The organism is Zetaproteobacteria bacterium (genome assembly GCA_003696765.1).
Lineage (GTDB): Bacteria > Pseudomonadota > Zetaproteobacteria > Mariprofundales > J009 > RFFX01.
In genome coordinates this window covers 1-13,715 of sequence record RFFX01000021.1, presented here as the reverse complement: position 1 = coordinate 13,715, position 13,715 = coordinate 1, and the positions used below count along the sequence as shown (strand labels likewise).

Sequence of the window (13,715 nt, the reverse complement as noted above, 5' to 3'; positions counted from 1 at the left end):
ACGCCGGGCGGCGAAGGGCGGCCCGCAGCCACGGACGGCCCCTCCACCGGGCAACACGCAACCACCAAGGAGACACCATGCCGATCAACCAACTGAAACCCGGATCGCTCTCCACCGACGACACCATCCTGCTCCACGACGCCCCCGGCCATCAGGTCTACTGGGTCGGCGCCGCCGACCAGGAGGAAGCGGCGATCCCGTGCAACAGCTGGCTGGTGGTCGATCAGGACGCCGGCTTCCTGATCGAGCCCGGCGGCTGCGACCACTACTTCAGCGTGTCGGAGAAGATCGACTCGGTCTTCCTCGCAAGCAGCATCAGCCACCTGATCTGCAGCCATCAGGATCCCGACGTCTGCGCCTCGATCCCGTCGTGGATCGAGCACAACCCGCGGCTCAAGGTGGTGGTGCCCCACCTGTGGCACCGCTTCCTGCCCCACTACATGGCCCAGCCGGGCGAGGTCACCCCGGTCGGCGATCGCGGCGCGCTGCTGCCCATGCCGGGCGGCGCCCACCTGCGCTGCATCCCCGCCCCGTTCCTCCACTCCCCGGGCAACATGGTGATCTTCGACGAGGCCAGCGGCTTCCTCTTCTCCGGCGACATCGGCGCCTCGGTATTCGACGATGACGCATTCGTCCTGTGCATCGACGACTGGCAGCGCCACTGCGCGCGCATGCTTGGCTTTCACCAGCGCTACATGGGCAGCAACCGTGCCGTGGCCCGCTTCGTCGCCTCGGTGCGTGATCTGCCCATCCGCGCCATCCTGCCGCAGCACGGCGCGATCTTCCGTGGCGACGAGGTAGGACGTTTCCTCGACTGGCTGGGCTCGATCGACGTCGGCATCGACGCCCTGGGGCATGTAGCGTGAGCGACCGCCCCGATCCCGATCCCCGTCTGGCGCGGCTGGTCCACGAACTCAACAACCTCTGGGGCGCTCTGCTCGGTGGGATCGAGATGGCGCAGATGGAGCTCGATCCCGACGCGCCGGCCCAGGAGTGGCTGCAGGGGCTGGGCGAGACGATCGATGCCGGTGTGCGGCTGACCGAGGAGCTGCGCGCCATCGCCCGCGGCGACCCACCTCCCCAGGAGACGTCGGAGCGGCCGTCACCCCCACCCGCCCGCGCCAACGACCCCGACGAGGACGACCGGACGCTGCGGCTCGACGCCCAATCGATCCGGCTGACCAACGAAACACTCGAGCGTGAACTCCGCCGGATCTGTGCGCTGGTGGAGCAACTGGAGCAGAGCCGGACACCCGAGGAGCGGCGCGAACTGGTGGATCGGCTCATCCCCCTGGCCATGCACCACTTCTACCGCGAGGAGCAGTTGATGCACCGCTGCCCGGAATACCCCTTCGCGGCGAGCCACTATCAGACCCACTGCGCCCTGCTCACCCGACTCAAGCAGCTACAGCGGCGGCTGGCCGCCGGCGACGACCCGGCCGGCATCCGCGAGCTCACCGAGCTGCTCCCCGTCCACATCGTCGGCATGGACGCCACCCTCGCCCCCTACCTGCAGCGGTACCCGGAGCTCTCCCACTTCGACTGCCCGCTCCCCCCCGACGAGGTACTCGAACACCACTTCCGACTGCCGCGCCACCAGCAGCACCTCCTGCTCCTCGCCTGACCCCGCCCGTGGCCGATTCCACCCAACCCGCCCGAAGCCCTGCGCAGCCGCGGCTGGCGGTGGTGGAAGACAACCCCCACGTCGCCCGCGTGGTCTGCAAGCTGGCCCGCCGCGCCGGCTTCGACGTCACCCACCACCCCACCGCCATGAGCCTGCGGCAGGCGCCGACCACCCCGCCGCCGCTGGCCATCGTGCTCGACCTCGGCCTGCCCGACGAGGATGGCATCGCCCTGCTCGACTTCATCCAGGAGCGGCTGGCCGCAAGCGCCATCATCATCATGAGCGGCAAGGAGCCGGGCGTGATCCACGCCACGGCGCAACTGATCGAGGCGCGCGGTCTGCGGCTGCTCGGCACCCTGCACAAGCCCTTCCGGATCCAGGCGCTGCAGCGGCTGCTGGTCGCCCTCCGGGGCGAACGGCGCAAGGCGCCGCGCACCGCGGAGGAAGAGGCGCAAACCGTCACCCCCGAGATGCTGCGCCACGCCCTCCACAGCGGCGCCTTCGTCCCCTTCTACCAGCCGCAGACCACCACCCGCGAGGGAACCATCGTCGGCTTCGAGGCGCTGATGCGCTGGCGCCACCCCGAATGGGGCATCGTCGCCCCCGGCCGCTTCATCCCGCTGGCCGCCCGCCACAACCTGCTCACCGAGATGACCTGGATGATGCTCGAGCAGGTGGCCGAGGATTGGCGGCGCCTGGGCTGGCGCAAGACCACCGTCGCGGTCAACCTGCCGGCCTCCTTCCTCATGCAGCCGCGGCTGCCGGAGAAGCTGATCGCCCTCTGCGCCCGTCAGGGGCTGGCTCCGACCCAGTTGGTGCTCGAGATCACCGAATCGGAGGCGCTGGAAGACCTCTCCCATCAACTGGGCAACCTGATACGGCTGCGCCTCTCCGGCTTCTCCCTCTCGATCGACGACTTCGGCACCGGCTACTCCTCGCTGATCAGCCTCTACCAGACGCCGTTCCAGGAGCTGAAGATCGACCAGGCCTTCGTCATGCGCGCCGACTCCGATCCGATCGCGCTGGAGATCATCCGCACGCTGGTCTTCCTCTCCGGACGGCTGCGGATCGCGCTGATCGCCGAAGGGGTGGAACGCGAGGATCTGCGCGCCCTGCTCGCCCGGGTCGGCGTGGAGCGCATCCAGGGCTATCTGATCCATCCGCCGATGCCCTTCGACGAGCTGGCCGCTTGGCGCAGGGAGTACCAGCCCGTACCGAGCGGCGAGGAGGAGATGCCGACGACACGGCTCACCGCCGTCGCGGACGAGGTCGAACAGACGATGAAGCAGGCGGTCGACCCGGCGCTGGCCGCCCCGCTGAGCCAGGCGATCCGGGAGCGGGCCGACGACGACCGCTTCCGCTCGCTCTTCGCCCACTTCTTCGATCGGGTGCCGCAACTGCCCCGGCTGCTCGGAGTTCTGCTCCACTGCGAATACACCCAACTGCAGCAGGAGATGGCCGACATCCAGCAACTGCCCGAGGAGGAGCAGTTCCGCGCCATCCGCGGCCGCATGGAGTTCTTCGAGCACCTGCGCGCCCTGGCGGTGGAGGTGCGCGAAGGGGCGTGGCGCGCCCGGCTCGAACAGGCCGAGGCACGGGCGGCGCGCGAACACCTCGAACGTCTCCTCGCCGAGAGCAGCGTGGTCTGGCTGCGTCGGCGGCGGGTCCGGCTGATCGAGTGGATCGAGGAGGTGCCGGTGCAGGCGGTGGTCACGCTGCACGACATCGTCGGGCGCCAACTGCTGGTCGAGCTCAACCGCGACCTGGCCCGGCTGCTCGCCGCCTGCGACTACCAGGCGCAGATCGCCACACGCGACGGCAAGGAGCTGATCCAGGCCAGGATGGAGGAGGTCCGCAACGGGTTGGTCCGCTTCACCCTGGGGTCGATCCAGCCCAACCGGCGGGGGCGGCGCCGCCACGTGCGGGTCTGCCACCCGCAGCAGCCACCGGCACAGCTGCAACCGCGCGGCGGGGAGGAGCGCTCCTGCCGTATCGTCGATCTCTCCATCTCCGGAATGCGCCTGGCTCTGCCGCCCGGATCGGCGGCGTCGGCGGTGCGCACGCCGGTGCACTGCCGCTTCACCATCGACGGGGGGGAGATCCGCGGCAAGGGAACCGTCCGCTGGCAAAGCCGGGGGGAGGATGGAGAGGTGCAATGCGGTATCAGCTTCGCCTGCGCCAACAGCACCATGCAGAAGCTTCTGCACGAAGAGGCGCTCCGGCTGCAACGCGACCTGATCGCCCGGCTCAACAACACCCAACTGCCTGTTCTTCTGCGCAATGCGCTGGACGAAATGGAGCGATGACAGGCTGGACTTCCCGCATCGGACTTTCTACATTTCGCCCAGATTGAGCACCAATCGTTTGCCCACAGGCATCATGCGGCCATGACGGTCGCGAAAATCCGGAGGTTGCGCATGCAACCGACGGATTTGTAAGGGGATCGAAGAGCGCGCCTCGATCCCCGTCAAGCAAAAAAGTCCACGGAGGGACATTTTGCGGTCTAATCGTGAACACGGGGGAACATCTGCGATGATCGAGATCCAGGTCCGCGCCGGGCGCGCGGAGAAACAGCAAGTCGACACCATCCTCCTGCCGCTCCTCTCCGGCAGGAGGCTGACCGTATCGGGCGAACGGCTGCAGGAGGCGTGCGACCATCTGCTCACACCCTACCTGCGCAAGTTCGACACCGAGGGGGAGCCGGGGGAGACGTTGACCATCTACAAGCCGGAGGGGACCGCCTGTGAGCGGTTGATCCTCTTCGGCACCGGGGAGGAGCGGAAGCTCACCCTCGACCGGCTGCGCGGAACGGCGGCGAAGGTCGCCCGCCACCTCGACCGCATCGGCACGCGCCACGCCGCGCTCTGCCTGGCCGAGCTACCGGTGCGCGGCGCCTCCGTCGCCGACAGGGTGCAGGCCATCGCCGAGGGATTGCTCATCGGTCTCTACCGCTTCGACAAATACAAGAGCAAGCCGAAACGGAACCCGCGGCCGCTCAACCGCGTCACCCTGCTGATCGACTCCCGCCGGGCGCTCGACGACGCCCGCCGGGCGGTGGCCGTCGCCCGGGCGACGGCTAAGGGGGTCGCCCTCGCCCGCGACCTGGCCAACGAACCGGGTAACGTCTGCACCCCGAGCTTCCTCGCCGATCAGGCCGAGGCGCTGGCCGGGGAGGGGCTCACCGTCGAGGTGTGGGGGAAGGAGCGCATCGCCGAGGAGGGGATGAACGCGCTGCTGGCGGTCAACCGCGGCTCGGCCGAGGAGCCGCGCTTCATCGTGCTGCGCTACAACGGCGGCAGCGAGGATCAGGCGCCGATTGCGCTGGTCGGCAAGGGGCTGACCTTCGACTCTGGCGGCATTTCGATCAAGCCGGCGGCGCAGATGGATGAGATGAAGTTCGACATGTGCGGCGCCGCCGCCGTGCTCGGCACCTTCAAGGCGGCCAAGGAGCTGCAGCTGCCCTGCAATCTGCTCGGGGTCATCCCCGCCACCGAAAACCTCTCCGGCGCAGCCGCCTACAAGCCGGGGGATGTGATCACCGCCCTCGACGGCACCACCATCGAGGTGGTCAACACCGACGCCGAAGGCAGGCTGATCCTCGCCGATGCGCTCGCCTGGGCCGCGCGGCAGAAGCCGGCGCAGATCATCGACCTCGCCACCCTCACCGGCGCCTGCGTCATCGCACTGGGCGCCCACGCCTCCGGCCTGCTCGGCAACGACGAGCGGATGATCAAGGCGCTGCAGGAGGCCGGCAGGCGAAGCGGCGACCGCGCCTGGCCGCTGCCGCTGTTCGACGACTATCAGGAGCAGATCAAGAGCGAGATCGCCGACATCAAGAACGTCGGCGGCCGCGAGGCGGGGGCCATCACCGCCGCCTGCTTCCTGTCGCGCTTCGTCGGCAAGCTGCCCTGGGCCCATCTGGATATCGCCGGCACCGCCTGGAACAGCAAGGGAAGCCCACTCACCGGCAAGGGAGCGACCGGCGCCGGCGTGCGGCTGCTGACCGCCTACCTCCTCGGCCGAAGCGGCTGATGCGACCGGGCGGGGGCCGCTCGCCCCCCGCCCCCGCATCCACACGCCGCCGCCCGGGCGCTAGCATCGCCGTCGCCCATGCCGCCGACCGCTTACCCCACGCCCGCTGCCCGCGCCATCGCCCTGCTGCTGCTCGCCGCCGTCAGCGCCGCCGTGTTCTACTGGAACGGCCCGCTCTTTGCGCTGCTCAACGGCCATCCGACCAGAACCGCCGACCGCCTCTTCGGCCTGGTCAGCGGGCTGGGCGACGGGCTGGTGGCGGTGGTGTTGATCCTCACCGCCGCCCTCTACCGGGCAAGACTCGGGCTGGCGGCGCTGGCCGCCTTCCTCCTCTCGGGGCTGCTGGCCCAACTGCTCAAACGGTGGTTCGACCTGCCCCGCCCGCCGGCGCTGTTCGACCACCTCCACCTGCTCGGCGCGCCGCTGTTCGGCCATAGCTTCCCCTCCGGCCACGCCACCACCGACGGGGTGATGGCCACCGCATCGCTCCTCTTCTGGCGGCGACGCCCGGTCGTCTCCGCGGCCGCCGCCCTGCTCTTCCTGCTCGCCGCCGTCGGCCGCGTCTACGGCGGGGTCCATTTCCCGCGGGACGTCTGGGCAGGGCTCCTCCTCGGCGTCGCCTCCATGCTCCTCTGCCACCGCGCAGCACAGCGCTGGCCGGTCCCCCGCTGGCAGCACGGCCGCTGGTGGCGGCCGGGCCTCACCCTGCTGCTCGCCGCATCCGCCGGGGTGCTCGGGCTTGGCTACCGCATCCAGCCGACCACCGCCCAACCGCTCGCCCTGCTGATTCCGACCGCCGCCCTCTACCTGCTGGCTCGCCGCTGGCGTCGCGCATGATCGCCTCGCGATCGAACACCGGGCGACGGGGTTGTACATGAGCCCGCGGTTGCACTTCGTCCACCTGGATGCGCCCGACCGGGTGGAGGGGATCGCCCGGCTGTTGCTGCGGCGCAACCGTCTGCGGCCGAGGGTGCTGATCCTCTGCCCGGAGAAGGCGACCGCGCAGCGGCTCGACCAGCGGCTGTGGACCATCCACCCGGAGTCGTTCCTCGCCCACGCCCTCCACGGCGCGCCCAACATCGATCCCGCCGCCCAGCCGATCCTCATCGCCACCTCCATGGCACGCGACAACCAGCCGGAGGTGCTGATCAACGCCGGGCTGGAGGTTCCGCCCGAACTCGACGGCTTCGCCCACATCGTCGATTTCGTCGACGGCTGGGATCCCGCCCTTACCCGGACGGCGCGCGAGCGGTGGCGCACCTACCGCAGCCTCGGCCTCGATCCACAATACCTCGGCCGGAAGCGGTGATGCCCACCGCCAGCGATCGGAAGCGCACGGCCGCAGACGACGACCGCGGCACCCGCAACCCCAGAACAGGAGGATGGAGATGACCACGCCACAAGAAGTCGACCTGCACCGGGCGATGGAGCGGCTCGAGGCGGCCCTCCACCCACGGCAGGAGACCATCGAGCTGACCGAGGCGATGCGCATCGCCCCGCCCGCACGGGCAGCGACGGAGTGGCGCGCGCGGATGATCGGGGAGATCGAGGCGGCGTTGCGGGAGGCCCTGCCCGACATCGTCGCCCGGGCGGTCGACCGCGCGCTCGACGACCGATCCCGCAGCTGAGCGCTCCGTGCCCCACCGCCGCCCGGCCGACCGCCCCCGACATCGGCTGCTTCCCCTCCTGCTGGTCGCGCTGCTGTCGCCGACGGGGGCGCAGGCCATCGTCGACATCGAGGATGCCGCCGTCGGCCGCGCCGACGCCCCCTTCTCCGCCGAGGTCGACCTCGCCCTGCGCGGCGCCTCCGGCAACAGCGAACGGCTGGGGCTCTCCGCCGATCTCGGCATGCAGTGGCGCCGCGGACCGCACCAGACGCTGCTCTGGCTGAGCTACGACTACGGCAGCAGCCGCAAGGTGCGCGACGCCAACCGCGGATTCGCCCACCTGCGCCGGCGCTACCACCTCTCGTCGAGGGTGGCACTCGAGGGGTTCGGCCAGTGGCAGAGGGACGAGTTCGCCCGCCTCAACCGCCGCATCCTGCTCGGGGGCGGCCTGCGCCTGACCCGCGCCGGGCAGCACCTGGGCATCGGCGCCTTCCATGAAGAGGAGCGGATCACCCCCGCCGCCGGCGACCCGCAGCCGCCCGACAGCCGGCTGTGGCGCGGCAACCTCTACCTCGCGCTGCGACGCGATGAGGGGGGCGTCCTGCTGGGCAACACCCTCTACTTCCAGCCCGCGTTGCGCCACTCCGGCGACTGGCGCCTGCTCGACGAAGCGACGGCGACCATCCCGATCGCACATCGCCTCGCCCTGAAGATGTCGCTCGAGATCCGTCAGGACCACCGTCCGCCGCAAGGGGTGAAGCCGACCGACCTGCGCTATACCACCGCCCTCCACCTCACCCTGCCGTGAACAGAGGCGGAAGCACCACCGCCGCCATCGCCTTCCGGCTGGCGGAGATCGCCGCCCGCCACCCCGGGCGGCTGATCGTCCACATCACCGACGATGTGCGCAGCTACCGGGCGCTGTCCGAGGCGCTCGCCTTCTTCATCCCGCAGCCGGAGCGGCTGTGGCGCTTCCCCGCATGGGAGGTGCTCCCCTACGACCGGGTCAGCCCGCACCACGCCATCGTCGGCGAGCGCTTCGCCACCTTGAGCCGGCTGCTGCGCACCCCCGACCCCGCCGGCGTGCTGCTCACCGCCCTGCCCGCCTGGCTGCAACGGATCGCCCCGCCCACGGCGGTGGCCGCCCATGTCTGGCAGATCAGGCGCGGCGACACGCTCGATCCGGTGGCGCTGCGCCATCAGCTCACCGAGGCGGGCATGCAGCCGGTCGATCGCGTGCTCGACTCCGGAGAGTTCGCGGTTCGCGGCGGCATCGTCGACATCTGGCCGCCGACCGCACGGCGGCCGATCCGCATCGAGCTCTTCGGCGACGAGATCGACTCCCTCCGCCATTTCGACATCGACAGCCAGCGCTCCGGCGAGGAGATCGACGCCTTCACCTCGGTGCCGGTGCGCGAGGTGATCCTCGACGGGCCGGGACGCCGCCGCTTCTGCGCCGCCTTCCGCGCCCGCTTCCCCCACCTGCGCGGCCATCCGATGGTCACCGCCGCCGAGGCCGGCCGCCCCCACCCCGGGATCGAATCGCTGCTGCCGCTGGCCTACGAAGGATGCGCCCGGCTGTGCGACTATCTGCCGGAGGAGGCGCTGGTCACCAGCAGAAGCGGCAATCTCACCAGCGCACGCGACCGCTTCGCCGCCCAGGTGCGGGCGCAGTTCGAGCTGATGCGCCACGCCGAAGAGCCGGCGATCAGCCCGCAGGAGCTCTTCGCCACCGAAACGGCGATCGAGACCGTGGCGCTGGCCCGGCTCGCCGGCGAGGAGATCGCCCCGCCTCCCTCACTGGCCCGCTTCGCCGGCCGGCGGGCGCCGCTGCACGCCCTGCGCGGGCAGCTCGCCGGCCGGCTGGAGGATGGCTGGCGGCTGCTGCTGGTCGCCCACGGACCGGGGCAGCGCGAACGGATGATCGAGGCGTGTGCGCCGCTCCACCGACCGATCGCCGACTGCCGGGGGCTGCACGACCTGCCCGAAGAGCCGGGAAGCGTCGCCTGCGCCCTCGGCTTCCTCGACGAGGGGATGGAACTGCCCGACCGGCGGCTCCTGTTGCTCACCGGCCGGGAGCTGCTCGGCCAGCGCATCCCCCGCCGACGGAGTACGCAGGCCTCCTCGATCCGGGCCAACCTCTTCCAGCGGCTGCAGGAGCTGACCCCCGGCGCGCTGGTGGTCCACGAGGATCACGGCATCGGCCGCTACCGCGGACTGGAGACGATGGAGGTCGAGCCCGGACAGCCGTGCGACTTTCTGCACATCGAATACCGCGGCGAGAGTTCGATCTTCGTCCCGGTGGAGGAGCTCGACCGCCTCCACCGCTACGTCGGCGACCCAGATCCTCCGCTGAGCAAGCCGGGCGGCGAACAGTGGAAGCGCACCCGCGAACGGGTCAAGAAGGATCTGCTGGCCATCGCCCACGAGCTGATCGCCACCGAGGCCGCCCGCCGCACCGCGCCGCCCCGGCCGATCGACGTCGACGAGGTGCGGGAGTATTACGAGGAGTTCTGCGCCGCCTTCCCCTTCGAGGAGACCGAGGACCAGCACCAGGCCATCGACGCGGTACTGGCCGATCTCAAGGCGCCGACGCCGATGGACCGGGTGATCTGCGGCGACGTCGGCTTCGGCAAGACCGAGGTGGCCATGCGCGCCGCCTTCGTCGCCGCCGCCTGCGGCCGGCAGGTGGCGCTGCTGGCGCCGACCACCGTACTGGCCAACCAGCACTACGCCACCCTGCGCGAACGCTTCGCCGGCACCGGCATCACCATCGCCCTGCTCAGCCGGCTGCAGGGGCAGGCGGATGCGGGCCGCATCCGCGCGCAGCTCGCCGACGGCGCCATCCAGATCGTCGTCGGCACCCACCGGCTGCTGCAATCCTCCATCCGTTTCGCCGATCTCGCCCTGTTGATCATCGACGAAGAGCACCGCTTCGGCGTCCGGCAGAAGGAGCGGCTCAAGGAGCTCCACGCCGGCATCAACCTCCTCACCATGAGCGCCACCCCCATCCCGCGCACCCTCCACCAGACCCTCTCCGGCCTGCGCGACGTCTCGATCATCGCCACCCCGCCGGGGGAGCGGGAGGCAATCCGCACCATCGTCGCCCCGTTCCGCCCCGAACTGGCCGCCGAGGCGATCCGGCGCGAGCTCTACCGCGGCGGGCAGGTCTACTATCTGCACAACCATGTCAAAAGCATCGAGCGGGTGGCCGAGCGGCTGCGCGCCCAGCTGCCCGAGGCGGAGATCGGTGTCGCCCACGGCCGGATGGGGCCGGCGATGCTCGACCGGGCGATGCTCGCCTTCTACGAAGGGCGGCTGCACATCCTGGTCTGCACCACCATCATCGAATCGGGGCTGGATGTGACCAACGCCAACACCATCATCGTCGAGCGGGCCGATCTGCTCGGGCTGGCCCAGTTGCACCAGATCCGCGGCCGGGTGGGACGCAGCCACCGCCAGGCCTTCGCCTACCTCTTCACCCCCGATCCGCGCGCCATGACCGCCGAGGCGCGCGAGCGTCTGCAGGCGATCGCCGCCCACAGCGAGCTGGGGGCCGGCTTCATGCTGGCGCGGCAGGACATGGAGATCCGCGGCGCGGGCAACCTCCTGGGAGTGGAGCAGAGCGGCAGGATCCAGGCCGTCGGCATCGACCTCTATCTGGAGATGCTGGGGGAGGCGATCGAAGAGGTGCGCGGCGCGCCATCGAAGCCGCGCACCCCCGCCTGCCGGATCGAACATCCGTTCCCCGCCATCCTGCCGCCCGACTACATCCCGCAGACCGGGGAGCGGCTGGCGCTCTACCGGCGTATCGGCAATATCGGGGAGGACGAGGAGGCCGACCGGCTGCTCGACGAGATCAGTGACCGCTTCGGCAGGCCGCCGACCGAGGTGCGGCTCTGCCTGGCGCTGGCCCGGTTGCGCCGACATGCGGGCAGGTTGCGCATCCGGCGCATCGACTTCTCCCGCCGCACCGCCACCATCCACTTCACCGCCGACTCCCCCATCGAGCCGATGTTGCTGCTCCGCCGGGTCCAGGCCGAACCGAGGCGCTTCGCCCTCACCCCGGACGGGGCGTTGACCATCCGCATGGACGAGGCACAGGAGGCGATGGCGCAGATCGCCTGTTGCATTGATTTTCTCCACCCCCTGCTGGAGCATTGCAACACATGACCCCCAGCCGCCCCACCCTCGGCCGGCCCGGCATGCTCTTCATGGACATGGACTCCACCCTGATCCGGTGCGAGTGCATCGACGAGATCGCCGCATTCCTCGGCATCAAGCCGAAGGTGGCGGCCATCACCCGGCGGGCGATGGAGGGGGAGCTCGACTTCCGCGCCTCGCTGATCGAACGGGTGGCCCTGCTCGCCGGGGTGGAGACCGAGGTGCTCGATCAGGTCTACCACCGCTGCATCCAACTGAACGACGGCGCGGAGACGCTGATCGCCACCCTCCACCGCCACGGCTGGAAGGTGGGGCTGGTCTCCGGCGGCTTCACCTGGTTCACCGACCGGCTCACCCCGCGGCTCGGCCTCGACTTCGCCGCCGCCAACCGGCTGGAGATCCGCGACGGCCGCCTCACCGGCCGGCTGCTGGGCAGGATCGTCGACGCCGACGAGAAGCGGCGGCTGCTGCTGCAGCAGCGCCGGGCATGGGAGATCGCGCCGGAACAGTGTGTCGCCGTGGGCGACGGCGCCAACGACCTGCCGATGCTGCAGGCGGCGGCGCTGGGGATCGCCTTCCACGCCAAACCGGCGGTGCGGCGTGCCGCCGACGCCGCGATCGACCACGGCGGTCTGGAGCAGATCCTCTCCCTGCTCGCCCCGGCGTGAACCGTACCCGCGCCCGCCTCCTGGCGCTGGCCGCCATCCTCCAGCCGGTGGCCATGGTCCAGTCCATCGCCCGACAGGGGCGGTGCGACGAGCGCGCCCTGGCCGATGCGATCACCGCCCTCTTCGCCGAAGGGGGCGATGCGCTGGCCCTCTACGGCGGCCAGCCCGCCCGGCTCCACCGGGGGGTGGTGTGGATCGAGCGGATCTTCTCCGGCTCGGTCGAACTGCAGGAGGCCAGGCCGATGCTCACCTACGCCGCCAACCTGATCGCGCTGGAGAAGCGGCTGCGCCATCGGCCGGAGACCCTGCGCACCCTGGCCGAGGGGCTGGACCGCATCCACAAACAACTGCGCTATTTCGGCGACCCGCTGCACGACAACGTCATCGCGGCCATCGCCACGCTCTACGGGGAGACCATCAGCAGGATGAAGCCCAGGGTGGTGGTGCGGGGACGACGGGAATACCTGCAGCAGCCGGGCAACACCCAACGGGTGCGGGCGCTGCTCCTCTCCGGACTGCGCGGCGCCCACTGCTGGCACAAGGCCGGCGGCAGCCACCTGCGGCTGCTGCTCGGGCGGGGGGCGCTGCTGCGCGAGGCCCGGGCGCTGCGCCGGGAACAGTTCGGCAGCGGCGCGTCATGAGACGATCTTCAATAGACAGTCGGGGGGCCACACATGGCACATCGGGTGGCACATCGGGCACATCGGGGTCGGACCAAGTGAAGTGGTTGAAAAAATAGCGATCAATACTCCAGAGAACGGGCGTTTCGTGCCTGACGGCTTCGCAAGAAGCCGGCATCGCGGCCATGGACGGCCGCGCAAATCAAGAGCTTGCGCAAGCAAGCGATTGATTTGTAAGGTGATCTAAGACCGCGCTCTTCGATTGCCGTCAAGCCAAAAAAGTCCACGGACGGACTTTTTGCGATTCCATCAGACCTGACGCCCCTTTTCGGGGGCAAAATGGGCGTTTCAAGCAAACAGGCACCCGGTCGAGGGTTGGTGGCATTGACGAAGCGGCAGCCAAGGCCTACCTTGGCCTCTTGCGGATTCTCCACGCCCTGCAACAGTGCATGCCTGACGCAATCGCGCGAGGTGCATCTATGATGGTTTCGCAAGAAACCATCATCGCGACCATGGAGGGTCGCGCAAATCCGGAGGTTGCAAACGCAACCGACGGATTTGTAAGGGGATCGAAGACCGCGCTCTTCGATCCCCGTCAAGCAAAAAGTCCACGGACGGACTTTTTGCGATTCCATCATCCATGGTTGCGCAAGAAACCATCATCGCGGCGTCGACGTGCCGCGTACATCAAGAGCTTGCGCAAGCAGGCGATTGATTTGTAAGGTGATCTAAGACTGCGCTTCGATCGCCGTGAAGCCAAAAAATCCACGGAGGGACTTTTTGCGATTCCATCATGAAGTTCCCCTACGGCATTCATGATTTCCAGCGGCTGATCGAAGGCGGCTATTTCTATGTCGACCGCACCGCCGCCATCCGCGACATCGAGGAGGCCGGCGATCAACTGCTCTTCCTCCGTCCGCGCCGGTTCGGCAAGTCGCTGCTGCTCTCCATGCTGGAGAACTACTACGATCTGGCCAAGGCGGAGCGGTTCGACGCGCTC

At 69.6% G+C, this 13,715-nt stretch carries 12 protein-coding genes; all 12 read left to right on the top strand.

The window, feature by feature from the left end; translation table 11 throughout:
* Positions 1-77 precede the first annotated feature (77 nt).
* Positions 78-866 carry an MBL fold metallo-hydrolase gene (locus tag D6682_02060; GenBank protein RMH52364.1) on the top strand — a complete coding sequence of 263 codons (789 nt, stop codon included), beginning with the start codon at positions 78-80 and terminating at the stop codon, positions 864-866.
* Complete coding sequence (locus tag D6682_02055; GenBank protein RMH52363.1) at positions 863-1,624, top strand: hypothetical protein; 762 nt, start codon at positions 863-865, stop codon at positions 1,622-1,624. The genes D6682_02060 and D6682_02055 overlap by 4 nt, the downstream gene beginning before the upstream one ends.
* An 8-nt stretch (positions 1,625-1,632) precedes the next feature.
* Positions 1,633-3,930, top strand: coding sequence for an EAL domain-containing protein (locus D6682_02050; protein RMH52362.1), 2,298 nt, complete (start codon positions 1,633-1,635; stop codon positions 3,928-3,930).
* Positions 3,931-4,156: 226 nt separating this feature from the next.
* On the top strand, positions 4,157-5,656 hold the full coding sequence (locus D6682_02045) for a leucyl aminopeptidase (protein ID RMH52361.1): 1,500 nt from the start codon (positions 4,157-4,159) through the stop codon (positions 5,654-5,656).
* 78 nt (positions 5,657-5,734) lie between these two features.
* Positions 5,735-6,493 (top strand): phosphatase PAP2 family protein, encoded by a 759-nt coding sequence (locus D6682_02040; protein RMH52360.1) that lies wholly within the window; start codon positions 5,735-5,737, stop codon positions 6,491-6,493.
* A 37-nt stretch (positions 6,494-6,530) separates the two neighbouring features.
* Entirely contained in the window at positions 6,531-6,965 is a 435-nt protein-coding gene (locus D6682_02035; GenBank protein RMH52359.1) for a DNA polymerase III subunit chi, read from the top strand.
* A gap of 73 nt (positions 6,966-7,038) precedes the next feature.
* Entirely contained in the window at positions 7,039-7,284 is a 246-nt protein-coding gene (locus D6682_02030; GenBank protein ID RMH52358.1) for a hypothetical protein, read from the top strand.
* A gap of 7 nt (positions 7,285-7,291) precedes the next feature.
* Positions 7,292-8,071 (top strand): DUF481 domain-containing protein, encoded by a 780-nt coding sequence (locus tag D6682_02025; GenBank protein ID RMH52357.1) that lies wholly within the window; start codon positions 7,292-7,294, stop codon positions 8,069-8,071.
* Entirely contained in the window at positions 8,068-11,436 is a 3,369-nt protein-coding gene (gene mfd / locus D6682_02020; protein RMH52356.1) for a transcription-repair coupling factor, read from the top strand. The genes D6682_02025 and mfd overlap by 4 nt, the downstream gene beginning before the upstream one ends.
* Positions 11,433-12,095, top strand: coding sequence for a phosphoserine phosphatase SerB (serB, locus tag D6682_02015; GenBank protein ID RMH52355.1), 663 nt, complete (start codon positions 11,433-11,435; stop codon positions 12,093-12,095). Before mfd ends, serB begins: the two co-directional genes overlap by 4 nt.
* A gap of 53 nt (positions 12,096-12,148) precedes the next feature.
* Complete coding sequence (locus tag D6682_02010) at positions 12,149-12,736, top strand: DUF489 family protein (GenBank protein RMH52372.1); 588 nt, start codon at positions 12,149-12,151, stop codon at positions 12,734-12,736.
* A 772-nt stretch (positions 12,737-13,508) separates the two neighbouring features.
* A partial coding sequence (locus tag D6682_02005) for an AAA family ATPase (GenBank protein ID RMH52354.1) occupies positions 13,509-13,715 on the top strand: 207 nt, incomplete at its 3' end.